The organism is Marinobacter sediminicola (assembly GCF_031157525.1).
Lineage (GTDB): Bacteria > Pseudomonadota > Gammaproteobacteria > Pseudomonadales > Oleiphilaceae > Marinobacter > Marinobacter sediminicola.
Window position 1 is genome coordinate 1 of sequence record NZ_JAVIXR010000017.1, and the last position, 23,018, is coordinate 23,018.

At 52.9% G+C, this 23,018-nt stretch carries 28 protein-coding genes; 17 read left to right on the top strand and 11 right to left on the bottom strand.

Going from position 1 to position 23,018, the window contains the following annotated elements:
* Positions 1 to 120 precede the first annotated feature (120 nt).
* Genes RG807_RS16615 through RG807_RS16630 form a run of 4 tightly spaced genes read left to right on the top strand, consistent with a single transcriptional unit; the run spans position 121 to position 3,514 of the window.
* A complete protein-coding gene (locus RG807_RS16615; RefSeq protein WP_309045881.1) occupies positions 121 to 942 on the top strand; it encodes an SDR family oxidoreductase in 822 nt (273 codons plus the stop codon).
* A gap of 30 nt (positions 943 to 972) precedes the next feature.
* Positions 973 to 2,037 carry a phosphotransferase family protein gene (locus RG807_RS16620; protein ID WP_309045882.1) on the top strand — a complete coding sequence of 355 codons (1,065 nt, stop codon included), beginning with the start codon at positions 973 to 975 and terminating at the stop codon, positions 2,035 to 2,037.
* Positions 2,037 to 2,726 (top strand): histidine phosphatase family protein, encoded by a 690-nt coding sequence (locus RG807_RS16625; protein ID WP_309045883.1) that lies wholly within the window; start codon positions 2,037 to 2,039, stop codon positions 2,724 to 2,726. The genes RG807_RS16620 and RG807_RS16625 overlap by 1 nt, the downstream gene beginning before the upstream one ends.
* 17 nt (positions 2,727 to 2,743) lie before the next feature.
* Complete coding sequence (locus tag RG807_RS16630) at positions 2,744 to 3,514, top strand: SDR family oxidoreductase (RefSeq protein ID WP_309045884.1); 771 nt, start codon at positions 2,744 to 2,746, stop codon at positions 3,512 to 3,514.
* Here the strand turns inward: RG807_RS16630 and RG807_RS16635 are convergent, their stop codons facing one another.
* Entirely contained in the window at positions 3,515 to 4,423 is a 909-nt protein-coding gene (locus RG807_RS16635; RefSeq protein WP_309045885.1) for a DUF6279 family lipoprotein, read from the bottom strand. It lies immediately after the preceding gene.
* Positions 4,424 to 4,566: 143 nt separating this feature from the next.
* On the opposite strand from RG807_RS16635, the gene RG807_RS16640 reads away from it, so the two are divergent.
* Both RG807_RS16640 and RG807_RS16645 read left to right on the top strand, forming a co-directional pair.
* Positions 4,567 to 4,833, top strand: coding sequence for a DUF2798 domain-containing protein (locus RG807_RS16640; protein WP_309045886.1), 267 nt, complete (start codon positions 4,567 to 4,569; stop codon positions 4,831 to 4,833).
* A 132-nt stretch (positions 4,834 to 4,965) separates the two neighbouring features.
* Positions 4,966 to 6,399 carry a DUF4397 domain-containing protein gene (locus RG807_RS16645; RefSeq protein ID WP_309045887.1) on the top strand — a complete coding sequence of 478 codons (1,434 nt, stop codon included), beginning with the start codon at positions 4,966 to 4,968 and terminating at the stop codon, positions 6,397 to 6,399.
* A 52-nt stretch (positions 6,400 to 6,451) separates the two neighbouring features.
* On the opposite strand, the gene dacB is transcribed toward RG807_RS16645, so the two are convergent.
* Entirely contained in the window at positions 6,452 to 8,020 is a 1,569-nt protein-coding gene (dacB, locus tag RG807_RS16650; protein WP_309045888.1) for a D-alanyl-D-alanine carboxypeptidase/D-alanyl-D-alanine endopeptidase, read from the bottom strand.
* 257 nt (positions 8,021 to 8,277) lie between these two features.
* Between dacB and RG807_RS16655 the strand changes: the two genes are divergently transcribed.
* Together RG807_RS16655 and RG807_RS16660 are read left to right on the top strand one after the other, a co-directional pair.
* Positions 8,278 to 9,051: a glutathione S-transferase N-terminal domain-containing protein gene (locus tag RG807_RS16655; RefSeq protein ID WP_309045889.1), complete on the top strand. Its 774-nt coding sequence runs from the start codon at positions 8,278 to 8,280 to the stop codon at positions 9,049 to 9,051.
* Between the two features lie 115 nt (positions 9,052 to 9,166).
* The gene (locus RG807_RS16660; RefSeq protein ID WP_309045925.1) at positions 9,167 to 9,580 is read left to right on the top strand and encodes a GFA family protein; all 414 of its coding nucleotides are present in this window, start codon (positions 9,167 to 9,169) and stop codon (positions 9,578 to 9,580) included.
* On the opposite strand, the gene RG807_RS16665 is transcribed toward RG807_RS16660, so the two are convergent.
* Both RG807_RS16665 and RG807_RS16670 read right to left on the bottom strand, forming a co-directional pair.
* Positions 9,574 to 10,698 carry a PQQ-dependent sugar dehydrogenase gene (locus RG807_RS16665; protein ID WP_309045890.1) on the bottom strand — a complete coding sequence of 375 codons (1,125 nt, stop codon included), beginning with the start codon at positions 10,696 to 10,698 and terminating at the stop codon, positions 9,574 to 9,576. The two genes, RG807_RS16660 and RG807_RS16665, sit on opposite strands and share 7 nt — an antisense overlap.
* 188 nt (positions 10,699 to 10,886) lie before the next feature.
* The gene (locus RG807_RS16670; protein ID WP_309045891.1) at positions 10,887 to 11,348 is read right to left on the bottom strand and encodes a YaiI/YqxD family protein; all 462 of its coding nucleotides are present in this window, start codon (positions 11,346 to 11,348) and stop codon (positions 10,887 to 10,889) included.
* 159 nt (positions 11,349 to 11,507) lie between these two features.
* On the opposite strand from RG807_RS16670, the gene RG807_RS16675 reads away from it, so the two are divergent.
* Both RG807_RS16675 and RG807_RS16680 read left to right on the top strand, forming a co-directional pair.
* On the top strand, positions 11,508 to 11,846 hold the full coding sequence (locus RG807_RS16675; protein WP_309045892.1) for a zinc ribbon domain-containing protein YjdM: 339 nt from the start codon (positions 11,508 to 11,510) through the stop codon (positions 11,844 to 11,846).
* A gap of 153 nt (positions 11,847 to 11,999) precedes the next feature.
* Complete coding sequence (locus tag RG807_RS16680; RefSeq protein WP_309045893.1) at positions 12,000 to 12,509, top strand: copper chaperone PCu(A)C; 510 nt, start codon at positions 12,000 to 12,002, stop codon at positions 12,507 to 12,509.
* Positions 12,510 to 12,598: 89 nt separating this feature from the next.
* On the opposite strand, the gene RG807_RS16685 is transcribed toward RG807_RS16680, so the two are convergent.
* Positions 12,599 to 12,775: a CCGSCS motif protein gene (locus tag RG807_RS16685; protein WP_309045894.1), complete on the bottom strand. Its 177-nt coding sequence runs from the start codon at positions 12,773 to 12,775 to the stop codon at positions 12,599 to 12,601.
* A 273-nt stretch (positions 12,776 to 13,048) separates the two neighbouring features.
* Here RG807_RS16685 and RG807_RS16690 point away from each other — a divergent pair, with 273 nt between their 5' ends.
* Positions 13,049 to 14,119 (top strand): GGDEF domain-containing protein, encoded by a 1,071-nt coding sequence (locus RG807_RS16690; protein WP_309045895.1) that lies wholly within the window; start codon positions 13,049 to 13,051, stop codon positions 14,117 to 14,119.
* Between the two features lie 87 nt (positions 14,120 to 14,206).
* Here the strand turns inward: RG807_RS16690 and RG807_RS16695 are convergent, their stop codons facing one another.
* Positions 14,207 to 14,413 (bottom strand): cold-shock protein, encoded by a 207-nt coding sequence (locus RG807_RS16695; protein WP_071266268.1) that lies wholly within the window; start codon positions 14,411 to 14,413, stop codon positions 14,207 to 14,209.
* A gap of 294 nt (positions 14,414 to 14,707) precedes the next feature.
* On the opposite strand from RG807_RS16695, the gene RG807_RS16700 reads away from it, so the two are divergent.
* Both RG807_RS16700 and RG807_RS16705 read left to right on the top strand, forming a co-directional pair.
* Positions 14,708 to 15,562, top strand: coding sequence for a crotonase/enoyl-CoA hydratase family protein (locus tag RG807_RS16700; RefSeq protein ID WP_309045896.1), 855 nt, complete (start codon positions 14,708 to 14,710; stop codon positions 15,560 to 15,562).
* 6 nt (positions 15,563 to 15,568) lie between these two features.
* The gene (locus RG807_RS16705) at positions 15,569 to 16,165 is read left to right on the top strand and encodes a CPBP family intramembrane glutamic endopeptidase (protein WP_309045897.1); all 597 of its coding nucleotides are present in this window, start codon (positions 15,569 to 15,571) and stop codon (positions 16,163 to 16,165) included.
* On the opposite strand, the gene RG807_RS16710 is transcribed toward RG807_RS16705, so the two are convergent.
* On the bottom strand, positions 16,162 to 17,028 hold the full coding sequence (locus tag RG807_RS16710) for a LysR family transcriptional regulator ArgP (protein WP_309045898.1): 867 nt from the start codon (positions 17,026 to 17,028) through the stop codon (positions 16,162 to 16,164). The genes RG807_RS16705 and RG807_RS16710 overlap by 4 nt on opposite strands.
* A gap of 92 nt (positions 17,029 to 17,120) precedes the next feature.
* On the opposite strand from RG807_RS16710, the gene RG807_RS16715 reads away from it, so the two are divergent.
* Entirely contained in the window at positions 17,121 to 17,735 is a 615-nt protein-coding gene (locus RG807_RS16715; protein WP_309045899.1) for a LysE/ArgO family amino acid transporter, read from the top strand.
* A 9-nt stretch (positions 17,736 to 17,744) separates the two neighbouring features.
* Here the strand turns inward: RG807_RS16715 and RG807_RS16720 are convergent, their stop codons facing one another.
* Positions 17,745 to 18,245 (bottom strand): C40 family peptidase, encoded by a 501-nt coding sequence (locus RG807_RS16720; protein WP_309045900.1) that lies wholly within the window; start codon positions 18,243 to 18,245, stop codon positions 17,745 to 17,747.
* A gap of 93 nt (positions 18,246 to 18,338) precedes the next feature.
* Here RG807_RS16720 and arfB point away from each other — a divergent pair, with 93 nt between their 5' ends.
* On the top strand, positions 18,339 to 18,752 hold the full coding sequence (gene arfB, locus RG807_RS16725) for an alternative ribosome rescue aminoacyl-tRNA hydrolase ArfB (protein WP_309045901.1): 414 nt from the start codon (positions 18,339 to 18,341) through the stop codon (positions 18,750 to 18,752).
* On the opposite strand, the gene RG807_RS16730 is transcribed toward arfB, so the two are convergent.
* Positions 18,743 to 19,819, bottom strand: coding sequence for an alpha/beta hydrolase (locus RG807_RS16730; RefSeq protein ID WP_309045902.1), 1,077 nt, complete (start codon positions 19,817 to 19,819; stop codon positions 18,743 to 18,745). The two genes, arfB and RG807_RS16730, sit on opposite strands and share 10 nt — an antisense overlap.
* Before the next feature lie 115 nt (positions 19,820 to 19,934).
* Here RG807_RS16730 and RG807_RS16735 point away from each other — a divergent pair, with 115 nt between their 5' ends.
* On the top strand, positions 19,935 to 20,252 hold the full coding sequence (locus RG807_RS16735; RefSeq protein WP_309045903.1) for a putative signal transducing protein: 318 nt from the start codon (positions 19,935 to 19,937) through the stop codon (positions 20,250 to 20,252).
* A gap of 26 nt (positions 20,253 to 20,278) precedes the next feature.
* Here the strand turns inward: RG807_RS16735 and rluF are convergent, their stop codons facing one another.
* Complete coding sequence (rluF, locus tag RG807_RS16740; RefSeq protein WP_309045904.1) at positions 20,279 to 21,226, bottom strand: 23S rRNA pseudouridine(2604) synthase RluF; 948 nt, start codon at positions 21,224 to 21,226, stop codon at positions 20,279 to 20,281.
* A gap of 137 nt (positions 21,227 to 21,363) precedes the next feature.
* On the opposite strand from rluF, the gene RG807_RS16745 reads away from it, so the two are divergent.
* Complete coding sequence (locus RG807_RS16745; RefSeq protein WP_309045905.1) at positions 21,364 to 22,116, top strand: substrate-binding periplasmic protein; 753 nt, start codon at positions 21,364 to 21,366, stop codon at positions 22,114 to 22,116.
* Between the two features lie 16 nt (positions 22,117 to 22,132).
* On the opposite strand, the gene RG807_RS16750 is transcribed toward RG807_RS16745, so the two are convergent.
* Positions 22,133 to 22,957 carry a DUF6160 family protein gene (locus tag RG807_RS16750; protein ID WP_298450064.1) on the bottom strand — a complete coding sequence of 275 codons (825 nt, stop codon included), beginning with the start codon at positions 22,955 to 22,957 and terminating at the stop codon, positions 22,133 to 22,135.
* Between the last annotated feature and the right edge of the window lie 61 nt (positions 22,958 to 23,018).

Genomic DNA, 23,018 nt, shown 5'->3' on the forward strand with positions numbered 1-23,018 from the left:
GTCCATGTACGCTTGGCTCCGCCATCCATGGCTCCGCACAGTTTCAGAAAGCCGGCCCCGCCCACTCCTGTCTGACTCTGAGTCAGGTTGCCAGAAATCCAAAAAATAACGGACAAACCCATGACACAAAGAGTATTCGTAACAGGCGGCGCAAGCGGCCTTGGCCGAGCCATTGCACTGCGTTATGCCAGAGAAGGCGCCAAGGTCTGTATCGGTGACATCAACCCCGAGCAGGGCGTAGGTGTTGAGCAGGAAATTAACAATGCCGGTGGCCAAGGCTACTTTGTGGAGTGCGACGTTCGGCGCCTGACAGATATCGAAAAAATCTGCGCTGATCTCACCGAAAAGTGGGGCGGAGTAGACGTGGTGGTGAACAACGCTGGCGTGGCCTCTGCCGGCTCCATTGAAGACACCACCATGGCCGACTGGGAATGGATCATAGATATCAACGTGCTGGGTGTCGTGCGGGGCTGTAAGGCATTCGCGCCCCAGTTCAAGAAGCAAGGCTCCGGCACCTTCGTAAACATAGCCTCCATGGCAGGCCTTATGCTCGCGCCCCTCATGGACAGCTACAATGTGTCTAAAGCCGGCGTCATTGCGCTGTCCGAAACCCTGCGCCAGGAACTACGGGGTGATGGCATCCACGTGAGCTGCGTGTGCCCGGCATTTTTCCAGACCAACCTCACGCAAAGCATGCGCTCGGACATTCCCGGCATTCAGCAGAACGTGAACAAGCTGATGAAGCGCTCGACCATTACGGCAGATCAGGTTGCCGACGACATAGTGCGTTCAGTGAAGAAAAAAGATTTCTGGGTGCTTCCCCACGTGAAAGAGCGCCGCTTGTGGATACTTAAGCGTTACGCCCCAGCAGTGTTCGACAAACTGATGTACGAAGAGAGCAAGCGCTGGATGAAGAAGATGGGCAACAAGGCCAAAGCCTGATTAGCGCACGGGAAAAAAGGAGAGTGATGAATGACCCAGATTGACCAGGCAGCAGATATCCGCGAAGGCGAAGAGCTGGATCTATCCGCAGTAGACCGCTTCATGAAAGGTGCCATCCCGGACCTGACCGGCGAGCCGACGATCCGCCAATACCCGGGTGGTGCTTCCAACCTGACGTATCAGGTGGACTACGGCGACCGTTCATTTGTTTTGCGCCGCCCACCCTTCGGCAAAATTGCGAAATCCGCCCACGACATGCTGCGTGAAGCCAGAGTGATGCAGGCGCTGAAGCCTGTGTACCCTTATGTGCCCAACATCATTGCCATTTGCGACGACCACGATGTGCTGGGTTGCGATTTCTACGTGATGGAACGCCTGAAAGGCATCATTCTGCGCCAGGACTTCCCTAAAGACCTTGAAATGGACGAAGCCGATACCCGCAAGCTGTGCCTGAGCGTCATCGACAAGATGGTGGACTTGCACCGGGTTGACGCCAAGGCCGCTGGCCTGGATTCCCTGGGCAAAGGCGAAGGCTATGTTCAGCGCCAGATAGGCGGCTGGAGCGATCGTTTCCGCAAAGCTCGCACGGACGACGTTGGCGATTTTGAGGAGGTGATGGCCTGGCTCAACGAAAAAATGCCAAACGATGTGGCCCAGGTTGTGATTCACAACGACTACCGCTTCGACAACGTTGTGTTAAACCCCGAAAACCCCTTTGAAGTGATCGGGGTGCTGGATTGGGAAATGGCCACCATTGGTGACCCGCTGATGGATCTGGGCAATACGCTCGCATACTGGATAGAGGCGGATGACGATGAATCCTTCAAGATGCTTCGTCGCCAACCTACGCATCGCCCCGGAATGCTTACTCGTAAGGAAGTGGTTGAGTACTACATGGAGAAGTCCGGTTTTCACGCAGATAACTTCGACTTTTACGAGATTTACGGGCTGTTCCGTTTGGCGGTGATCGTGCAACAGATCTATTACCGTTTCTATCATGGCCAGACCAGTGACAAACGCTTTGCCATATTCGGCCACGCAGCCAATAGCCTTGAAAAACGGTGTAAACGTTTGATCGCGGAGAGCTCTTTGTAATGGCTACGGTGTACCTTGTGCGCCATGGCCAGGCCAGTTTTGGTAAAGAAAATTACGACCAGCTTTCCAAAAAGGGTTGGGAGCAGGGCAAGGTGCTTGGCCGGTGGATCGCCGATAAAATTGAACCGGCTGCGATTTTTGGCGGCGACTTGCAGCGTCACCGGGAAACCGTAGAAGCCATTGCAACCGGGTATGGTGCAGAGCTGCCGGATATGCAGGTTGCTCTGGGCTTTAACGAGTTTGATCACGAGTTCATCGTAAACGCATACCGGCCCCAATGGCGTGACCGGCAGGTGATGGCGAGGGATCTGGCAGCTTTCCCGAAACCGGCAGCAGCCTTTCAGAAGGCATTTGTAGAAGCAGTACGCCGCTGGGCATCTGGTATACACGATGCAGAATACGATGAGACCTGGACGGAGTTCAAAACCCGGGTTCTCTCGGCCTTTGATGAAATGATCGAGTACGCAGGCGGCGGTGATGTTTTGGTGTCCACATCCGGCGGCCCCATCGCCGTTATGTGCCAGCACCTTTTGAGCCTGAGCGATGAACGGACATTAGGGCTGAACGAAGTCATCGCTAACACCAGCGTTACCCGTGTGCTCTACTCCACGGGTCGTCGCAGCCTGTCTGTTTTCAATAATTACAGTCATCTGGAAGCGGAAGATCCCGCCCTGGTGACCTTCCGATAACGAATTGAGGTGAACGAATGAGCAAGAAAGACCTGTTTGATCTGACTGGAAAGATTGCCCTGATTACTGGTGCCAGCCGTGGCATTGGCGAGAGCATTGCCCGCACGCTGGCGGATTATGGCGCTCACGTGATTGTGACCAGCCGCAAGATTGACGGCTGTGAAGCCGTCGCCAGCAGTATTCGGGAAGCGGGCGGTAGCGCTGAAGCCTATGCTTGCCATATTGGCGAGATGGATCAGATAGAAGCGATCTGGGCCCACATCGAAAAAGAGCACGGCAAGCTGGATATTCTGGTAAACAACGCCGCAGCCAACCCGTACTTCGGCCCGGTTGAGGATACAGATCTGGGTGCCTTCCAGAAAACCGTCGATGTAAACATCCGCGGTTACTTCTTCATGTGTGCCCGTGGTGCGCAATTGATGAAGAAGCACGGCGGTGGCTCGATTGTTAACGTGGCGTCGATTAATGGTGTGAACCCTGGCCATTACCAGGGCATCTATTCGATTACCAAAGCGGCGGTAATCTCCATGACCAAATCCTTCGCGACCGAGTTGGGGCAGCAGAATGTTCGCGTTAATGCGCTCTTGCCAGGGCTCACAGATACAAAATTTGCCAGTGCACTGACCACCAATGAAGCGATTAAAAAGCAGGCGATGGCGCACATTCCTGTAAAGCGTATTGCCGACCCGGATGAGATGGCCGGCACTGTGTTGTACCTGGCCTCAGGTGCATCCAGCTATACGACGGGTGCCTGCATTAATGTGGATGGTGGTTACTTAACGGTCTGATCATTTGTAAATGTGCGATGCGACCTCAGAGCCAGAGACACAGGTAAGGGCTTTGAAGTCGCCGCGCAATTCCGATACCTGGCGTGCCAGATGGTCGAGATGTGAAGCGTCGCTTGCCTGTAACAGTTGCTGAATCAATGAACTCATGGCCGCCATGCTTTCGTCGATCCTCTGTGCATAGGCATCGCCGCGACCTGCTTCCGGGTTGTTGATCAGTTCGGTGACTGTTGCGTCAAAATCAGGATCATTGCGATTCTCAAGGGCATTCAGCAGGGCTTTTTGCCAATTGCGACGGCCCGCCAACCAGATTTCTGTCTGTCCTTTCCGGCTTTCCGACCAGTTTTTTATGAGGCTCTTCTGAGTGGCGTTCAGGCTGCCCAGCCACCGCTCGGCTCGCTCTTCTGTGCGCTCCGCTCGCGCTTGTGCAATTGTTTCGGCATCACCCTCCAGAAATTCCCCTTCCAGTTCTCGATGATTTTCTTCCATGTTGCCCGCCAATTCGCGGACCTGCTCATCACTTAAACTGGAGAGCAGGTTAATGGCAACGGGTGTGATTTTTTGCATCAAAGGCGGGAAGAAGCCTGCAATCTGGTTTTGAAGACGGCTGACTGCCTCAGGGGTTGGTTTACCTGACGCAAGGTCGCTCTCGATACTGCTCAGCCAAGCTCTGTAACGCGGCAACTCGGAGCTACAGTGCCATCGTTTCAAACTCTCAATATCGTCATCTAGCTGCTGCTCCTGAGTCTGAGAGAGCGAAACGAAATCCTCAACCCACCATACAATGCCCCAATCGGCGTAACGGTATGCAAGCCGGGTTGAGCTGCATCCTGAAATAAACAGCATGATAACAAGCAGGAATGCTGCCGATCGTATGCTGTGTACTTTGGATAAATACCCATACTGATCCATAAGGCGCCTTGCTCGGTAAAAAAGCCTATCGAAAAATGATCGCAAGCTCACTACTATGGCTTGCTTTCGTATACACAGTCTACGACATTCCGGGGTTTTCAGATGTGACCATCAGAAGGCCTGTGCCCAGATCAGGAGAGTTCATGAGCCGAATTAAACCCGCCCGTTTGCGACAATTAGTGTTCGGGTTTTATATGTCTGGAATGATGTCACTATTGATGTCTGGCGTAATCACCTTCATCAACACAGGGATGGATAGCGCTTTTATGTATCGCTGGATCCCGGCCTTTTTAGTGGCATGGGCCGTCGCATTTCCATTGGTAACCTTCATTGCGCCCCTAGCGGTGAAACTTACGGAAATGACTTTGGGGCGACCCGGCAATGAAGACAAGCGAACACCTGTAAACTGAAATGTAAAATTTTATAATCTGTTTTTATTGTCCTCCCGTAAGTTAGTTTTACGTGCATGTCAGGAGCTGAACTAGTGCATGTTCGAACTAATTGATTCCGGTTGTTATCTTTGGAATAGAGGTTAAGAGACAATGAAAACAAAAGTTGCACTGACAATGGCTTTAGCTGGCAGCGTGATGCTGGTTGGCTGCAGTAATAATGACAATGATCCGGTGGTGAAGGAGCCTACTTCGAAGGTGAGGGTGCTGCATGCTGTTTCCGATGCGCCTCCTGTAAATGTTTTGGTTGATGGGCAAACTGCGGTTTCAGGTGCTGATTTCAAGCAGGCAGCCGTTATTTCTCCTGCAGTTGGAAGTTATTCACTGACCGTCGAGGGTATTCTCCCTGGCGGCGCTACTACACCCGTTATTGGTCCTGCCGACGTCACCCTTGAGGAAGGCTTCAATTACGACGTGATTGCAGTTGGAAATTTGGCAACCATTGAGCCTCTTATCCTGGCCGACGATGGCGCCTTAACGGATGCGGATCTGGTTCGTTTGCGCGTTGCCCATTTGTCTCCGGCTGCTCAGGCTGCTGTAAACGGGCCCGTTGAAGTATACGTGTCTGTCCCAGATGCTGAGCTTAGTGACGACGGCGTTCTTTCATTCAGCTTTGAGTTCAAGGGCGTGCAGGATCCGATTGAAGTTCCTGCCGGCGACTACAGGATTCGCGTTGCAATTCCCGGGGACACTCCAACAGTCGTTTATAACAGTGGCGTGGTTTCACTGGTTGCCGGATCGGATCTGTTAGTGGGTGCCGTCGATAATACCAGCCCAGCGACAACGGAGGGTGCTTCTAACAGTCCTATCAGCCTGATTGCGGTTACTAGCAAAGGCGAGGTCCTGGAACTGTATGACGAGAACCAGAAAGCGGGCGTCAGGGTTGTGCATAACTCCGCGGATGCTCCGGCAGTTGCTGTTCTGGTAGACGACAGCGTTGCGATACCCAGCTTGACGTTCCCGAACGTCGCGCCGGGTGCTGCCATTAACAGTTATGCAATTATTCCCAATGGAACTCGTAATCTCAAGGTATCCCCTGCGACCAGTGCAGTTCCGGAATCTGCTGTAATCGATGCGGATGTTGAGTTCGGCCAGGCTTCTGCTAAAACCGTTGTTGCGGTGAATGTTCTTGCTGCAATTGAACCATTAGTGTTGGTAGACAGTGTTCGCAGTATCGCCACTCAGGCTTCTCTGCGCGTTGTACACGGTGCTGTTGAAGCTGGGACTGTAGACGTGTATCTGGTGCCAACAGCTGAAGGCGGAGCGACGGCGACTGTTTTGAACTCAGAGGTAAACGATCCCACCTTGAATGACTTTGAATTTAAGAGTAACACTGGATACCTTGCGGTGCCTGAGGGGGAGTATGTTGTGTTCATTACGGATCAGAGTGGTAATGAACTGTTGAAAACCGGCAGTGTTACTCTTTCCAATGGTGGTGTTTACACAGCCATCGCGCGCCTTGCACCGGAAGACAGTGACAATACAGCGGGTTTGACACTACTCGATGATTTTGCCGGTCCAGTGTGAAATTAATTGGCGAGTATTAGTAAAGAAAAGCCCCGGTTTTCCGGGGCTTTTTTTATTGAACAGACGTGCGGGGTTGGCCTGAATCCATCCGAGAAAGCGCAGTCCCCGTAGGTGGCCGGAAGTGCAGAGAGTAAAGAATCCGGTCCAGGACAGCCTGGCCATTCCAGGCTGGATCGTTATTCACCATGCCCACAACCGCCCAGGTTGTATTGTTTTCATCCCGTGTAAAACCCGCGATAGATCGAACGTTCTCCAGGTAACCGGTTTTAATGCGGCCTTCGCCATCCATGCCCGTATTTCGCAGACGGCGAGCCATGGTTCCATCCATTGCGATAATCGGCATGGAGGCCATGAGGTCGGAAGAGTAGGGGCTGTTCCAGGCGTGCTGAAGGATTTTGGCGCCTTGTCTGGCGGTAATCCTGCCGTGGCGTGTAAGCCCTGCGCCATTGTCGATCACCATGCCACTGGTATCGATGCCTTTCTTGTCCAGCCAGTCATAAATAACGCGAATGCCGGCTACCCGGTCGTCGTCTTCATGGCCCAGTCGGTTTTGAGCGCCGATGGTCAGCAACAGTTGCCGGGCCATCACGTTGCTGCTCCATTTGTTGATGTCCCGCACCATGGTAACCAAGTCTGGCGAGGTGGTTTTCATAACCAGCCGGGCGGTTTCCGGGGTTAGTCCGGTCTGGTTTCCACCAGACACAATAATACCCATTTCGGAAAGAAGGCTGCGAATCAGTGAGGCGCTGTATTGCTCGTGTGGCAGCAGCGACAAATAAGTGGTGGTGCGGCACCCCTGGGGCAACTCACCTGTTACCCGCACAGTTACCTTCCCGCCTGCCTGCGCTACTGGTTCCCAGTCAAAGCTGCGGCGTGATGGGCAGGGCCCTTCGGCTACTGCAGTCACCCTGTTGTCGATAACAACTTCGCCAAGAGCGGGTGTGCTCCAGGCTTGGGTGCCGCGCTCATCGGCTCGAATCTGGAAGTGTATGAGGTTGAGGTTGGTTAAGTAGGCAGACGGCTCAACCAGAAACGGCGCGTGAGGGTTGTCGCCATTGTCTGTAAAGGTAGGGAAGCCACCATCAATTTTGAAATAGCTGCCATCCAGCACCAGATCGCCATCAATGTGGTTGATCCCCATGTCACGGAGTTCCCGCAGGGTTGTCCAAAGTCGTTCGAAGGTGAGTTTCGGATCGCCACCGAAGCGCACATAAAGATTGCCTTTAAGAGTATCGCCAACCATTTGCCCATCAGTCAGAAAATCGGTATCCCAGTGATGCGTGGGACCAAGGATTTCTAAAGCTGCGTAAGTTGTGACGACCTTCATGATGGAGCCAGGGCTCATGGGCACGTCGGCGTTGATGTTTTGATCAAGTCCGGGGCCGTTCAGCGGAACTGCGGCCATGCTCAAAGCATCGTCACTGTTGAGGGACTTCATGGCGAAATCCCTCATCTGGCTGGCCCAGAGGCGGTTGTCGCTGTAGCTGGTGTCGTCACTGTCAGCAGCCAGTGCTGATGGCAGGTTTGCCAAAGCTGAAGTCAAGGTAAGCGCCGCGGCCAGAACCAAGGCAGGACGCTTTGGCCGACGAGTGACTATTCCTGCGTTGTTTGTATGCGGCATACCTGAAATCATCCTAATGGCCACGCGATAAAATGTGCGGAGAGGTTCGCTGATTAAACAATAGCCCATCTTTGGTAAATGTACTATGCAGAAAACCTCTACATGACGTTAATAAATGCCAGTAGACTGGTTGTTTGTATTGGGGTTTGTCACGGGGTGTAAGTTGCGTTGCGGTCAGTATCTGGTGGTAGTGTTGGCCAATGTAATAGTGGCATGTTTGGTGATAATGACGGTGTTTTCAACAAAAGGATGGATCTATGGCTAATGTGCTGGCTCACCATGCAAAGGTACTGGGGTCTGTGGCTACCTCATCGTTCACAGCCTGGCGTGGGTGTCTCGTGGTAAAGGCCGTACCCCAGCCGGAGCAAGCTCTGGTGCTTTACGATATGGAGGGGTGTCCATACTGTCGGCGCGTTCGCGAAGCATTGACAGCCCTCAACCTTGATGCGGACATTCGGCCTTGCCCCAAGGGTGGCCGCGTATTCCGCAAGCACGCAGAAGCGATCGGTGGAAAACAGCAGTTCCCCCTGTTGGTTGACCAGAACACCGATACCGTAATGTACGAGTCGGAAGCCATCATCGAGTACCTGTTTCGCCAATATGCTGGTCGTTCGGTACCCGGATACTACCGTGAACGGGTCTGGCAGCCGGTTCTTGGTTCCATGGCTTCCGTTGCAAGCGCCATGAGAGGCCTGCGAGCCAACGCCGGAAAACAGCCGGAGCAACCGCTGCATTTATGGAGCTTTGAAGGCAGTCCATTCTCCCGCCTGGTGCGAGAGAAATTGTGTGAGCTGGAAATTCCCTACACTCTGCACAATCTGGGCAAGGAGCACTGGACTGAAATTGGTCCGGCTGCACAGCGAATCAAGCCTGGGCCCTATACGCCAATTCCGGGTGGCAAAAGAGATGCGTTTTTCAAGGCTCACGGCCGGGTACAGGTGCCTTACCTTGAAGATCCGAATACCGGCGAAGGGCTGTTTGAATCTGCTCGCATACTGGACTACCTGAATGCGCAGTATGGACAGCGATAAAAGATAGATGGCTATTCCAGTTGGCCACCCTGGGCGGCAACTCTGTTTCATGGGCAGCAAGGCAGGTATCATAGCAAGCCATTAATGCGCTCATTAAACGATTGTCAGGATGCCTATGTATACCGGCCAGTGCCTGTGCGGCGATGTTACGTTTGAATACGACGGCCCTTTGGGGCCGCTGTCCCTGTGCCATTGCAGTCAATGCAGGCGGGCCCATGGCAGTGCATTTTCGGCCAGTTCGCCGGTGCAAAAGGTGCGTTTCCGGTTTTTGTCCGGAGAGCCTCAACTTACGGAATATGAGTCGCGTCCCGGAAAATACCGGGCTTTTTGCAGCCGCTGTGGCGGCCAATTATACAGCCGCGTAGATGCGATTCCCGGCATTCTTCGCCTGCGTGTGGGCACTATCAACGAACCCATAGAAAAGGGGCGGGTGCAGCATGTCTACACTGGCTCAAAGTCGGGCTGGTTTGAAATTACTGATGATCTGCCTCAGTATGAAAAAACCGAACGTACCGGCGATCCTCACTGAGCGGGCACAACCCGGTAGACTTTCCCTTGGGACGAATCCGTCAGCAACCAAAGGCTGCCATCTGGCCCTGAACGAACGTCACGAATACGTTCGTTCAGGCTGGTGAGCAAATCTTCCTCCTCGACTACCTGTCCATTTTCGATTTCCAGCCGAACCAGTTTGCGTAGCTTGAGCGCCCCTACGAACAGGCTGCCTTGCCACTGAGGGAAGTCGGTGCCGGTGTAAAACGCCATGCCTGAGGGGGCGATGGATGGGTCCCAATAGTGCAAGGGCTGAGCCATGCCCTCTTTTTCGGTATTAAAGGTTATTGGAAGTCCGGAGTAGCCAATACCGTAAGTGATTTCAGGCCATCCGTAATTGGTGCCGGCTTTCAGGATGTTTATCTCATCGCCCCCACGCGGGCCATGCTCGTGAGTCCAGAGTTCTCCGGTTTCAGGATGCAGGGTCATGCCCTGGATATTGCGGTTTCCCCAGGTGAAAAAGGTGTTATTAATGTTTGGGTCATCAAGCCCTGGGTTGCCGGGAGCCGGTTCGCCATTCACCGAAATGCGATGGACGCCGCCGGCGTCGTCCCGGGTATCTTGGGCCCGATCCATCTCGCCGCGGTCACCAACGGATACGTAAAGGTGGCCGGATGCATCGAATACCATGCGCCCACCAAAGTGACGGGACGTATTGGAGCGAGGGAGCGCTTCGAAGATGGTTGTGACATCTTTCAGACGCTCTCCTTCAAAAATCCCGCGGGCTACGCGAGTCGTCATTCCCTGGCTGGAGCGATGCGCATAGCTGAGGAAGAGTGTTTTATTGTCGACAAACTCCGGGTGCAGAACGACATCGAGTAGTCCGCCCTGGCCGGACACTACAAGTGATGGAAGCCCAGGAATGGCTTGGGGCCTTAGCGTTCCGTTCTCGATGAGCCTCAGGCGGCCCGCTCTTTCCGTAACGAGCATGGATCCATCGGGGAGAAAGGCCAGGCTCCACGGGTGTTCGAGGCCATCAGCAACGGTTTTCAGGCTGAATTGAGCGTCATTACTTGCAAATGACTGGGCTGCCACGGCGAAGGGGAGGAAAAGCAGTAGCAAGCCGCCCATCGGTATCAGGGGTTGTATAAGGCGCATGAGTTGCCCTCCGAGAGTTGCAAATGATAATCAATATCATTAATATGTTTTTGTGCTTGTACATGCAGCACAAATAATCCTCACAGGATCTGTTTACACCATAAGCACAGGGATATACAGCCATGACGGCAGAGCAGGAAATGATGGAAGGGCTAAAAATTGCGGCCGGTGCTGGCCTGTTTGCTGCGCTAGTTGTTATCGGCCTTGCGGTTGCGCTGTAACCAGCTGTCCAGTTTGTCTGCGAACTCTTTTCGGTCGGTCTGACTGAATGGTGCTGCGCCCCCGGTAACCTGCCCGGCATTACGCATCTCTTCCATGAAGTTCCGCATAGCCAGGCGCTGGCGGATGTTTTCCTTTGTGAAAGCCTGGCCCCTTGGATTAAACACATCTGCCCCTTTCTCAATGGCTTCAGCTGCTAACGGTATGTCCTGGGTGATCACCAGATCACCTGCACTGAGCTGATCCATAATCTCGTTATCCGCCACATCGAAACCCTGCATTACCTGCCTCGCTTTGATATATGGGCTGGGCGGCAGCTTGATCACGTGGTTGGCAATAAACGTTGTCTGCACTTGCCAGCGGGTGGCTGCGCGGCAGAGAATTTCCCGGATGGGCACGGGGCAGGCGTCGGCGTCGACCCAGATTGCCATGGCGTATTCCTTATAAGCGGATTTTTATAGCGGTTGAATGATGCAGGGGAGTTTACCTGTTGTAGCATCAGGCGTGGAAGAGGGTGCCAAACCACACCGCCAGAATAGAAATATTCCAGGTGGTATAATCCCTGTAAATTCAACCAACAGGAAACTCCAATGTCTCAACTTCCCCCTTGTCCCAAATGTGCTTCTGAATTCACCTATGAAGATGGTATTCAGTTCGTTTGCCCTGAGTGTGCCCACGAGTGGACCGAGGCCGAGTCGGCCGCTGCTGCAGAGGGTAAGGTTGTACGTGATGCTCACGGTAATGAACTTCAGGATGGTGATGCGGTGACCGTCATCAAGGATCTGAAGGTTAAGGGTTCCAGCTCAGTCGTAAAAGTGGGTACCAAGGTGAAGAGTATTCGCCTTGTTGAGGGCGATCACGATATCGATTGCAAGATTGATGGCATTGGCGCCATGAAGCTGAAATCCGAGTTCGTCAAGAAAGCTTGATGCCCAAAGTCTCGGGCTCAGTCTCGCTCGCTGCGACCATTCGCCGCACCGTATTTCTTGCGCTTGGCTGAGCGGAAAGCAACACTGTGAACGTTATTACCTTCACTCCTGACATTAGTCACTTTCAGTTCAACAGTAGCGACGCGAGACATCATGAGAAAACTAATTACATTGTTGTATGTCAGTAGCGCATTGATCGCATCGGTCTTTGTCAATGCTGTCATGGCTCACGAGTATTCTGTGGGAGATATTGAAATAGGGCACCCATGGAGTCGACCAACGCCGCCGGGCACCTCTATGGGTGTGGGCTATTTGGTCATCAGCAACCATGGCGACAACGATATCAAATTGGTGAGCGCTAATACGCCTCGAGCGAATCATGTGTCAATTCATGAAACCCTTATGAAAGACGGTGTGATGCGCATGCAATCGCTTGAGAGCGGGCTGACCATACCGGCTGGGAAGCATGTTGAACTCAAGCCTCTCAGCTATCATCTGATGCTGGAAAAGCTGACGGCGCCGCTGAAAGAGGGAGAGAGCATTCCTCTTACGCTGCAGTTTGAAGGCGCAGAAGTGATTGAGGTCGAGCTAAGCGTGCAGTCGCTGGACGCTGACACGAAAGATACGGAAATGGACCATTCAGGACACGGAATGGAGCATTGAACCAGGTTTAGGGAGAAACCCGGTGGCGTTTCGGGCAAGCCGCGCATGCATCAGAAACGTCACCGGTGATTACGCTATTTGCTGCTAGCTTACGAGCAGCCACCACAGCAAACGCCCGGGTCCCCGTGCTTGCCTTTCTTTTCAGTATTTTTTTCTGTGCTTTCGACTGCGTTAGCAGTTTGCGCAACAGCACCGTCTTTGAGTTGATCTGCGTTCGTGTTAGCGCCGTTGTTCGGGCTGGTCACTTCTTCGAATAGCTGTGTCATTTGATATTTCCTGTTTGGTGCACTTTAAGATTCATTTTAAATGGATGTTATGACGAGTTTGCGGGAGTGTCAATGCATGTTTTACGTAATCTGTCTGCTGATATGGACAGCACACGCCGCTATCCAAAAAGTGAGTGCGGATTCATTTGTGTGCTAAAGTCATGTGTTAATAAGAGTAAGTCCAAGCTCAAAGCGTTAAGAGTGTTTGCCAGAGGTTTCACGGGGAAAACTGAGGCCGAACTGATCATTCAATAGTTAGGGATTTTGCAGCTTATGTCTGACCACAGTGATGCTGTGAAGTCCGCATCGCGGCGCGAGCGAGGCATGAAGTTCTGGAAAGTTGTCCGCCGGGTGTGTCAGCTTGCGGCGACGATTGATATTTCTTTTTTCTTCCTGTTTCTTTTCCTCGGATCGCCGGTTCTGGCGTGGATAAACGTTGCCAGTGTGGCTGTGTATACGGCTGCGTACTATGCAATCAAACGCAGGCAGAATCGCCTTGCGATTGCGCTCATCTGGCTAGAAGTCATTGTCCACTCGGCGTTAGGATCCCTGATGATCGGATGGGAAAGTGGCTTTCACTACTACCTGCTGATGTTCATTCCGGCTGTATGTATCAGTTCGGTGCGCTTGGGCACCATTATTTCTTTGATAGTCGTAATCTGGGCCTACTACGTAGGGCTCGATATTCTTATGTGGTTCATGGAGCCTCTCCAGCCAATACCATCGGGCGCCCTGCTCGGCGTTCACCTGTTCAATCTTAGTGTTGTGTTGGCGATGCTTGCTTACCTGTCATTCTTTTATATGAAGATGGTGGTGTCGGCGCAGCGCAAACTCCAGAAGCTCGCTACGGTAGATTCGCTGACCGGGCTGTTTAATCGTCGCCACGGAAGTGATCTGGCTGAAAATGAAATTGCCCGTTTCCGCAGGGTGGGGCACCCTGTTGCGTTTATGTTGCTCGACGTGGATCACTTCAAGTTATTCAACGACCGGTACGGCCATGAAACAGGTGACACAATTCTGGCTGAGATCGGGCAGGTCATTCCGGCACAGCTGAGGTCCCAGGACATTGCAGCACGCTGGGGAGGCGAGGAGTTTCTGGTCATTCTTCCGGATACCAAAATTGAAAGTGCACTGGCAAGCGCCGACAGGATCAGGGTTGCACTTCGCAGTCATGACTGGAAACAGGCTACAGGTGAGTCGATTGATGTAACAGTCAGTGTTGGTGTGAGCGAGGTCTGTGAAAACGACGATCTGGCATCTGCTATCAGTCGTGCGGATCGAGGGTTATATCGCGGTAAGGCTGGCGGACGCAACCGTGTAGAGCATGAGGAAGAGTTGTCGTGATAAAGCGGGATAGCGAGGTGGAGGCAGAGGAATTTCAGGCAACAAAAAAGGCAGCCGAAGCCGCCTTTTTTAAACGCTGACTGTTAATTAAACAGCAACAACGTTCTCAGCCTGAGGACCTTTCTGGCCCTGAGTCACGGTGAAGTCAACTTGCTGGCCTTCAGCCAGAGTCTTAAAACCGCCGCCCTGAATAGCGCTGTAGTGAACAAATACGTCGGGGCCGCCTTCACGAGTGATAAAGCCAAAACCTTTTGCTTCGTTGAAAAACTTAACAGTACCGGTAACAGTAGACATAATATAATCCTGATTTCAATCATTTAATGTGCCGCCAGATCATCGTGTTGATGGCTGGTCAGCGGTATGCGGAAACAAACAACGGGCGTGATCAAAAACAGGACGTACAACTACTGGAATGCGTCATATTGATGAAGTGCTTTGCTAAATCTTTCCAACGAGGGCCACTGTACCTGCTGGCCGATGAAAAGCAAAGGACTTTCTTGTACGCATAAACCCGACATCTTCAGCAACATGAGGTATGTTTGCGTCAGCAATTTGAATTAATAATCAATTAACAAAGGAGTTTCTGCTTTGTCTGAGCTATCCACCTACGAAAGTTTTGCTGTCAGTGTTGAGAACAATATTGCTCATGTGCAATTCAAACGCCCGGAAGCACTGAACTCCATGAACAAGGCCTTTTGGCTTGAACTGCCCAAGTGCATGCAGGACATCGAAGCAAACACCGATGCCCGAGTCATTGTAGTGTCATCCACGGGCAAGCACTTTTCAGCCGGAATGGACCTTGGCGTTTTTACAGATTCCAAAGCCGTGCCGATGAGTGGCGATCCCGGCAGAATGGCGGAGAATCTGCGCCGGGTTGTGATGCAGCTTCAGGACACTCTGACCTCTCTCGAGAATGTTCGCTTGCCAGTGCTTGCCGCCATTCATGGAGGTTGTATAGGTGGCGCACTGGATTTGGTGTGTGCGGCGGATAGTCGTTACTGCACCGAAGATGCGTATTTCACGATCAAGGAAACCGAACTGGGCATGACCGCCGATGTAGGCACTCTGCAGCGTTTGCCCAAGCTGATGCCGGAAGGCGTTGTGCGTGAATTGGCCTATACCGGCCGCAAGTTCACTGCGCAGGAGGCCAAAGGGCTGGGCTTTGTGAATGCGCTTTATCCTGACCAGGAATCGTTGCTTGCCGGAGTTATGGATATTGCCGCGCAGATTGCCGCCAACTCACCGCTGGCGGTTACGGGGTGCAAGGAAATGTTGAACTACAGCCGTGATCACACAGTGGCTGACAGCCTGAAATACATGGCAACCTGGCAAGCCGGCATGTTCCGCCCCACCGACATGATGAAAACCTTCCAGGCGAAAGCCCAGAAGCAGGCACCACAGTATGATGACCTGTTCCCCGTGAAGAGCCTCTTTGAAAAGTAACTGGCGGTGACGAAACGGCACAGGGCAAGCCTGTCCTCCTATGCTGCCCTGGCGTTCCAGGGTGGCATAGGGGTAGTGGGATTGCTGGTAATCCTGGTTGCAGAAATTCCGGTGCAGTTATTCGGCGCCGGCATTCTGCAAAGCGTGTTGTTCGGTGTTCTGGGTGCCTTATGCACGTACGGAGCGTTGTTGATTCTTACACAGATTCCAGGCCTGTTTCCGGACAACCTGGGCCAGCAAATGCGCGGGCTGCACCGGTTTGCCTCAGGCTATTCCTGGTTTGTTCTTTTTCTGCTCTCGGTTTTTGCCGGTGTGGGGGAGGAGTTGCTGTTCCGGGGAGCGGTACAGGGTTGGCTTGTGGAACACACCAATACTGCAACTGGCGTACTGCTGGCCTCTGTATTGTTTGGCTTGGTGCATTATGCCTCTTTCACCTACTTTATAGTGGCTACCTGCCTGGGATTGGTGCTGGGTGTAGCTTACTCAGTGACCGATAGCCTGCTTCTGGTGATGGTCTGGCACGGAGTTTACGACATGCTGGCGCTGTTCTTCCTGCTCCGGTTTCCTGGGTGGTTTGGTGTAAGTGTGAATCGGAAAGGCTAGGCAGATGCCGCTTGCAATGCTGCTGTTAGCCGGTCCATGACACGACCGCTGTGGCGCCAGAAATGCCAGTAAAGTTTCACCTCAAGAGATAGCCCGGGAGCAATGCTCACCAGCTGCCCGGCCTCAATTTCCCGCCGGGCCTGAATCTCCGGAATCATACCGTACCCCATGCCAGCCAGCGCCAGCCTTACAAAACCTTCGGAGGAAGGGCAGAGATGATAGGGAAAAGCGCCGTGATAGCCGCTCTGGCCCAAAAAACGGTGCTGTAATTGATCGTTGGGCCCGAATATGATCGCGGGTGCGGATTGCAGGCTTTGTTCGTTGAAACCCTGGTTGAAGTGTTGCGCCCTATAGGCGGGTGTGGCCAAAGGCAGATAGATCATGGTGCCCAGGGGAACGCAGCGGGCTCCAGCGGCGGGCTGAGGATTGCTGCACAGGCAGGCGGCGACATCCCCTTCCCGCATCCTGCGCAGAGCGATATCCTGATCTTCCACGACCATATCCAGCAACAGGTCTTCTCTGGTGCAGAACTGGCCTATTGCGTCGGCCCACCAGGTTGCCAGGCTATCTGCATTCAAGGCGATGCGCAGCCGCGCGGTTGGCTCTGAAAGAGTGGGAAGCGACTTTGCCAGGTCCCTTTCAAGAAGCTGAACCTGTTGAACATGGTTGAGTAACTGTTGCCCGGCAGGTGTGGCCCTCAGAACCGGGCTGCGCAACAGAACCGGTTGGCCAATGCGAATTTCAAGGGTGCGGATCCGCTGGGAAACAGCGGATTGGCTTAGCCCCAGCGTAGCCCCGGCGCGCTCAAATCCGCCTGTCTCGATAACCGTGGCAAGCGCTTCAAGTAATTTGTAATCAATCATAAGGTCAGCTTATGCACTATTACGAGTATGAATTTTAAGTATAGCGTTATGTGAGTATTCTTGCGGCATCTGAAACTGTGGAGTTCGTAACTGTGTTTGAAAGCTACCTTACGGGGTTAATTGTTTGCGGCGGCCTTATCATCGCTATCGGGGCACAAAATGCTTATGTGCTGAGCCAGGCAATACGGCGGGAGCACCACTGGTTGGCAGCGGGCTTGTGTATGGTTTCAGATATAACGCTCTTTGCCCTGGGTATGTTCGGCGTAAGTGCTGCTTTGATGGCAATGCCGGAAGCCCTGGAGATTTTGCGCTGGCTTGGGGTGGCTTTCCTTGGCTGGCTTGCCGTTCAGGCATTTGTGAGAGCGGGCAAGGGAAGGGGAGCGCTGGAAGTTGGAGAGGCAAAGCGAAGTAGCTTGAAAGGCGTTTTGTTTACGACGCTGGCGGTGACCTTGCTGAACCCCCAAGTGTATCTGGATACGCTTTTGTTGATTCCAGCGGTAGGTGCTCAGCAGCAGAATGCAACGACCTTTGTAGCGGGGGCCAGTAGCGCTTCAGTTATGTGGTTTGGGCTGTTGGCCTGGAGCGGATCCGCCATGGCACCGATACTGTCACGCCCAATGGCTTGGCGAATCATTGATGGTGCCATTGGTGTGATGATGGCGACTATTGCTATTCATCTTGCTGCGAATGGCAGTTTGCAGGGCTAAGTGCCCCGTTTAATCGAAACGGCGGGCCTGGGAAAGGCGGTCGCGCCAATAATAGCCATCCAGATCTGACATGATGACCCCAGACGATGTTGAGGCATGTATGAAGCGATTGTCTCCCATGTAAATGCCGGCGTGTTGGTCCTTGCCGGCTATCCGGAAAAAGACAATGTCACCCGGTTCAATGTCCTCAGTGGAAACCGCCTTGCCATGGCGCAGCATGAGTGAGGTGGAGCGTGGCAATTGCTGGCCTAGGCTTTCATGATAGGCAGTGGTTATAAAACCTGAGCAGTCAAACCCTCTACCTGTGGTTCCGCCGTAGTGATAGGGCGCACCTTGATAGCGTTCGAATACCTGCCATAGTTTATCGGCTTTCACCGAGCCGGGCGCAGCTTCTTCCGGATGATATTGTGAGTGTGGGGCGGTAGATGGCAGTTGTTGGTTGCTGGCACACCCGCCCAATATAAACGACACGAAAGCCACCACCATGGCATGTTTGGCAAAGTAGGCCATTGGAAGTCCTGAGCAAAGATTCTGTTTGGTCACTGTATTACCTTAACCCGGCTATGTCAGGTTACGGTTTGCGCGATTTGGTATCCTAGCGAAATGTTGAAAATATCGAATGCTGTTGAAATTGCGGAATGGGAAATCGAGATTACCCAGATTCGCTCTCAAGGCCCAGGTGGCCAGAATGTGAATAAAGTGGCTTCTGCCGTACACCTTCGCTTTGATGTGCCAAACTCTGCGCTGCCGTCGTTTTATAAGGAGCGCCTTATGGCGCTGCAGGACCAGCGCATCAGCAAGGAAGGTGTAGTTGTCATCAAGGCCCAATCGTTTCGTACACTGGAGCAGAATAAGGACGATGCGCTTGAGCGCTTGAAAGAACTGATACTCGAAGCGGTCAAGGTACAGAAAGTGCGCCGTGCTACCCGGCCTTCAAAATCCGCCCGGCGTAAACGGGTGGATAAGAAGACGCAAAAAGGCAGAACCAAGGCGCTGCGCGGCAAGGTTCAGATGTGAGTTGTCTCTGATGCACGTTCTGGGGCTTCGATCTGTTTGATAAAAGCTTGCACGTCAAGAAACGCCTCTTCAGCTTCCGGTAGCATGGGTGTAAAAATCTGCCATACGTGAACCATGTCCGACCAGGTGTGCAACTTCACTTGTGAGCCTGCGGCTTTGGCCTTGGCGGCGTATCGCCGAGCATTATCCAGCAGCATCTCTGAAGTACTGGCCTGGATCAGTGTCGGGGGCAAATCTGCAAGGTTTCCCAGCAGTGGCGATGCAACAGGACTGGTAGGCGAAATTCGGAAAGCCGCCAGTGTTGCCCACCAGATAACCGGCTTTGGAATCTTCGACAGACCGCCGAAAACAGGCCCAAGCATAGGGTCCGTAGAGATATTGTTGCGGTTGCTCGGCGCTGAAAGTGTGAGGTCTGTGGACGGTGAAAAGGCCACCGCAGCGTTCGCTTGGCGCAGGCCACTGTCACGAATCCAGGCCAACAGGCCAAGTGTATGGCTGCCACCCGCGGAATCTCCCGCCACCAGAATGAACGATGCCTCTCTGGCACCCTCCGGGCCGTTATCAACCAGCCAGGTGTAGGCTTCACGACAATCGCGCACACCATCCATAAATCGGTGCTCCGGCATCAGTCGATAGTCCACGGCAAAGACGGCTGCATTGGCTATGTTGGACAGCCGATCCGTAATGGCTCTGTGGCTGCGGGGGCTGCCAGCTGCCCAGGCGCCACCGTGAATGTAGAGAATGCGCCTCCGGGTATCAGCACCCGGCGCGATCACCCACTCACCGCGGGGGCTGTCGCACCGCCGGAATTCAGACAGGAGTTGGAGGCCATCACTTAACCCGTCCATGTGTTTGCGCAGTGCCATGAGTCTTGCTTTACCGCGAAGCCCGTACCCAGCTTTGCGCATCTCCTTTAGCCGCTCGAGCACATTCTGGTTCTCTGCACTGGGGCTTGTTGTCTTTACTGAATAGGTTTCCTTATCCAGGTGGGAGAGGTCCTCTATGCGAAAAAGAAGGAGGGTCATTGCAACGATAAACAGAACGACAGTGGCGATAATCCAGAACATGAGTGGCCCGTATCCTGAGAGTTGGCCCGGATGCTCCGGGCACACTATGCTTTGTATCAAAGCATCGCAGATTTTTGCGATTGATGCCTTCAAATGTCACAGAAGGAGAAGGGCGATGCAAATAGCCTATCGGGCCAAGGACATCACAGAAGCGCATATCGTTGCCGGACTACTGAACGCCCGCGGCATTGAAACCCATGTGGGTGGCCTTTATCTGCAGGGTGCAATGGGCGAGATTGGTGCTGCGGGCTTTAGCAATGTTCATGTGGGCGATGAGGATCTCTACCCGGCCCGGCAGGTGATTGCAGAATATGAGGCAAATGGGCAGGCCGTTCCAGCCACGGAAACCGATGACGGTAAGCCAGACTCTTATGCCCGCTGGTTTTTGCTGACAATGGCAGTCTTGGCACTGATTTGGTTAAACGTTCGTTGATGCACCTGCCATTTAGTGCTTACCGGTCATCGCTTAACACTGCGCTGCCGTGGTTTTCCGGCTTTGGAACGCTTTGACGACACAGGTTTTTTTCCTGCTGGGGGCCTTGTGTTTGATGGCCCAGTTTTTTTTCTGCCTTTATTACCATCCCGCTGGCCGGTTTTTGGCCCAGGTGCGGGCGGGCGCGAAGAGCCCTTGGGTTTACCAGTCGTCTTTTTCCTGGCGGTGGGAGGCTTATCTGGCGCGCCATCTGATGATGAATCACGTATGGCATCAAACAGACCCGCCAGTTCTTTCTCCGTAAGATCCCGCCATTGGCCTACCGCCAACCCTTTCAGATTGACGTTCATAATACGGACGCGCTCAAGCCGGGTGACCTCAAATCCGAAGTGCTCGCTCATTCTACGAATCTGTCGATTCAGCCCTTGCACCAATATTATGCGAAATACAAAGCGGCTCTCTTGTACTACTTTGCATTTTTTGGTCATGGTGCCGAGGATGGGCACGCCCCCTGCCATGCCTTGGATAAAAGACTTGGTGATGGGCTTGTCGACCGTTACCACATACTCTTTTTCGTGATTGTTCCCGGCACGAAGGATTTTGTTGACCAGATCGCCGTTGCTGGTCATGAAGATCAGGCCTTGCGAGTCTTTGTCGAGACGGCCGATTGGGAAAATACGCGTACTGTGACCAACAAAACGCTGTATGTTGTACCTTTCAGCGTCATCGGTCGTGCTGACAATACCCACGGGTTTGTTGAGAGCAATAAACACAAGATCTTCTTCTGCCCGCGGCTCAATCACCTGGCCGTTAACTCTGACCGTATCGCCGGGTAATACCTGATCGCCCACGCTGGCACGCTTGCCATTGATGTAGACATTGCCCTGCTCAATGTAACGATCCGCTTCCCGGCGGGAACACATGCCGCTTTCGCTGATGTATTTGTTAAGGCGGGTGGAATGATTGCTGGCCATTTATTGTCCGGTTGTGAAGCTGAGAGCGGGCATCATAGCAGGCAGCTGATTCTCTCGCAGCCCATCGGTTGGTGCTTTATTGCTCAGTCTGTCATTATTTTCCAGTGTATTTCTCAGCCCTGAGGGCGCAGATATCAATGAATAATACCTATTATTTTTTCCCAGTGTGGCGGGTGTGTTTTTGCAAAGTCTTCGCTGGTCTGGCTCTGCTGCTTGCCCTGCCAGCTTCCGCGCAGACGCTTCACCTGGTAACGGAGGAGTGGCCGGGCCTGATTAACGATACACCGCAAGGGCCTAGTGGTGTGCTATGGGAAATATCAAGAGACGTGCTTGCAAGCATGGGATATCAGATAAAACTGGATTTTGTTCCTTGGAAGAGGGCTCAGCGCCTGGTGGCAGAGAGTGCGCGTGACGGTATTATTGGCATGGGCATAACCGACGAGCGAGAGAAAGTTTATCAGTTCCCGGAGGAGGCACTTCTGGTTAGTGAAACCGCGGTCTACACGCTGAAGGACAAAAGTTTCGAATATGACGGCCTGGATTCCCTGACAGGAATGAACGTTGGCGTTTCCCCCGGCTATACGTACTCGCCTGAGGTCAGGGCTGCCACCCATTTCGAGCAAGTGAGTATGCCAACTATAGAATCTGGATTGAAGATGCTGCTGCTAGGGCGGATTGATGCGATGTTGGCAAACCGGAATGTTGTCTGGAAACAGGGCGAGCAGCTGGGTATTGAAAATCAGATCAAGGCTTCCGGGAAATCTGTCAGTGGGGGCCCAGTTTACCTGGCTTTCAGTTCGGATATTTCTGGTGAGTTTTTGGAGGCATTTTCTCACGCTTTGAAGCGCTACAAGGATACTGAGGCGTATGTGGTTGATGGCCTCCGGTAAACCGGAGGCCATTTTTTTAGTGCCCGTAAATCCGCATGCTTGTGTTCTGGATTGCGAGGTTATCCAAAGCAACAGAGCCAATCGAGGTGCCGCCTACGAGCACTTGCCCGATGGTAATGTCAGCCTCAAAGGTGTTCAGATCAATTGCCAGAGCTGAACTGCCGTTGGCCCGTGTACCGTTGTAGATATCCAAATCCACTTTCGCGCCAAGGCGCGTGATCAGTGGGTTGTTTGGATCGAAGTCGGCGCCAGTCACGCGCATGTCACGAATGCCAAGAGCAAGGAACGGGATATCGACATCCAGGTCATCTATGGCAAACATGGTTTGCACATTCATCTTGTCGGTTGCTGTGTCGATGCGAATTTTCAGCTCCGTCAGGATGCCATCCATGGCGAAATTATTGGCCAACAGGGTGGAGTCGGTGTGTCCCTGTAGTGACCATTCGCCAGTCGTCACAGAAAAATCGATTGGTGCTGCAACCAATGGGAATACGTTGATCAGCGCATCACCATCATCTGCAATATCAATTTCCACCTTGATGTTATCGATCAACGTGCTCGACTGGCCAAATAGCAGATTCCGGATTCCGGGATCTGTAAATTCGGCAAACATGTCGGTGCGATTGGCACCGCCAATGAAAATGTCTTTTACGGACAGTGAACCTTCATCCGTGTAGCGGAATTCTCCAATATTGACCTGGGTTTCCAGCTCAATAGTGACACCGGCCTGGCCGGTGATATTACCCATGTGGGTGTCTTCAAGTGGCTTTAACTCCGCGTGTGCCGCGAACGACAGACTTGAAATTGCCAGCACCAGTACTGATTTCTTCAGGCTTTTCATAACGATTCCTTTTTTTGCTTTTGTTATGTAGGTCAGCCGGCTTTTATACCGGCTGACCTGT

What these genes read in the sequence shown, in the direction of transcription:
- RG807_RS16630 (WP_309045884.1), top strand. Translation starts at nt 2,744, where the DNA reads ATGAGCAAGAAAGACCTGTTTGATCTGACTGGAAAGATTGCCCTGATT.
- RG807_RS16735 (WP_309045903.1), top strand. Translation starts at nt 19,935, where the DNA reads ATGCAAATAGCCTATCGGGCCAAGGACATCACAGAAGCGCATATCGTT.
- RG807_RS16745 (WP_309045905.1), top strand. Translation starts at nt 21,364, where the DNA reads ATGAATAATACCTATTATTTTTTCCCAGTGTGGCGGGTGTGTTTTTGC.
- RG807_RS16655 (WP_309045889.1), top strand. Translation starts at nt 8,278, where the DNA reads ATGGCTAATGTGCTGGCTCACCATGCAAAGGTACTGGGGTCTGTGGCT.
- dacB (WP_309045888.1), bottom strand. Translation starts at nt 8,020, where the DNA reads ATGCCGCATACAAACAACGCAGGAATAGTCACTCGTCGGCCAAAGCGT.
- RG807_RS16665 (WP_309045890.1), bottom strand. Translation starts at nt 10,698, where the DNA reads ATGCGCCTTATACAACCCCTGATACCGATGGGCGGCTTGCTACTGCTT.
- RG807_RS16645 (WP_309045887.1), top strand. Translation starts at nt 4,966, where the DNA reads ATGAAAACAAAAGTTGCACTGACAATGGCTTTAGCTGGCAGCGTGATG.
- RG807_RS16635 (WP_309045885.1), bottom strand. Translation starts at nt 4,423, where the DNA reads ATGGATCAGTATGGGTATTTATCCAAAGTACACAGCATACGATCGGCA.
- RG807_RS16640 (WP_309045886.1), top strand. Translation starts at nt 4,567, where the DNA reads ATGAGCCGAATTAAACCCGCCCGTTTGCGACAATTAGTGTTCGGGTTT.
- RG807_RS16695 (WP_071266268.1), bottom strand. Translation starts at nt 14,413, where the DNA reads ATGTCTACTGTTACCGGTACTGTTAAGTTTTTCAACGAAGCAAAAGGT.
- RG807_RS16615 (WP_309045881.1), top strand. Translation starts at nt 121, where the DNA reads ATGACACAAAGAGTATTCGTAACAGGCGGCGCAAGCGGCCTTGGCCGA.
- RG807_RS16670 (WP_309045891.1), bottom strand. Translation starts at nt 11,348, where the DNA reads ATGGCAATCTGGGTCGACGCCGACGCCTGCCCCGTGCCCATCCGGGAA.
- RG807_RS16625 (WP_309045883.1), top strand. Translation starts at nt 2,037, where the DNA reads ATGGCTACGGTGTACCTTGTGCGCCATGGCCAGGCCAGTTTTGGTAAA.
- RG807_RS16680 (WP_309045893.1), top strand. Translation starts at nt 12,000, where the DNA reads ATGAGAAAACTAATTACATTGTTGTATGTCAGTAGCGCATTGATCGCA.
- RG807_RS16675 (WP_309045892.1), top strand. Translation starts at nt 11,508, where the DNA reads ATGTCTCAACTTCCCCCTTGTCCCAAATGTGCTTCTGAATTCACCTAT.
- RG807_RS16660 (WP_309045925.1), top strand. Translation starts at nt 9,167, where the DNA reads ATGTATACCGGCCAGTGCCTGTGCGGCGATGTTACGTTTGAATACGAC.
- RG807_RS16685 (WP_309045894.1), bottom strand. Translation starts at nt 12,775, where the DNA reads ATGACACAGCTATTCGAAGAAGTGACCAGCCCGAACAACGGCGCTAAC.
- RG807_RS16620 (WP_309045882.1), top strand. Translation starts at nt 973, where the DNA reads ATGACCCAGATTGACCAGGCAGCAGATATCCGCGAAGGCGAAGAGCTG.
- arfB (WP_309045901.1), top strand. Translation starts at nt 18,339, where the DNA reads ATGTTGAAAATATCGAATGCTGTTGAAATTGCGGAATGGGAAATCGAG.
- RG807_RS16710 (WP_309045898.1), bottom strand. Translation starts at nt 17,028, where the DNA reads ATGATTGATTACAAATTACTTGAAGCGCTTGCCACGGTTATCGAGACA.
- RG807_RS16750 (WP_298450064.1), bottom strand. Translation starts at nt 22,957, where the DNA reads ATGAAAAGCCTGAAGAAATCAGTACTGGTGCTGGCAATTTCAAGTCTG.
- RG807_RS16720 (WP_309045900.1), bottom strand. Translation starts at nt 18,245, where the DNA reads ATGGCCTACTTTGCCAAACATGCCATGGTGGTGGCTTTCGTGTCGTTT.
- RG807_RS16690 (WP_309045895.1), top strand. Translation starts at nt 13,049, where the DNA reads ATGTCTGACCACAGTGATGCTGTGAAGTCCGCATCGCGGCGCGAGCGA.
- rluF (WP_309045904.1), bottom strand. Translation starts at nt 21,226, where the DNA reads ATGGCCAGCAATCATTCCACCCGCCTTAACAAATACATCAGCGAAAGC.
- RG807_RS16730 (WP_309045902.1), bottom strand. Translation starts at nt 19,819, where the DNA reads ATGTTCTGGATTATCGCCACTGTCGTTCTGTTTATCGTTGCAATGACC.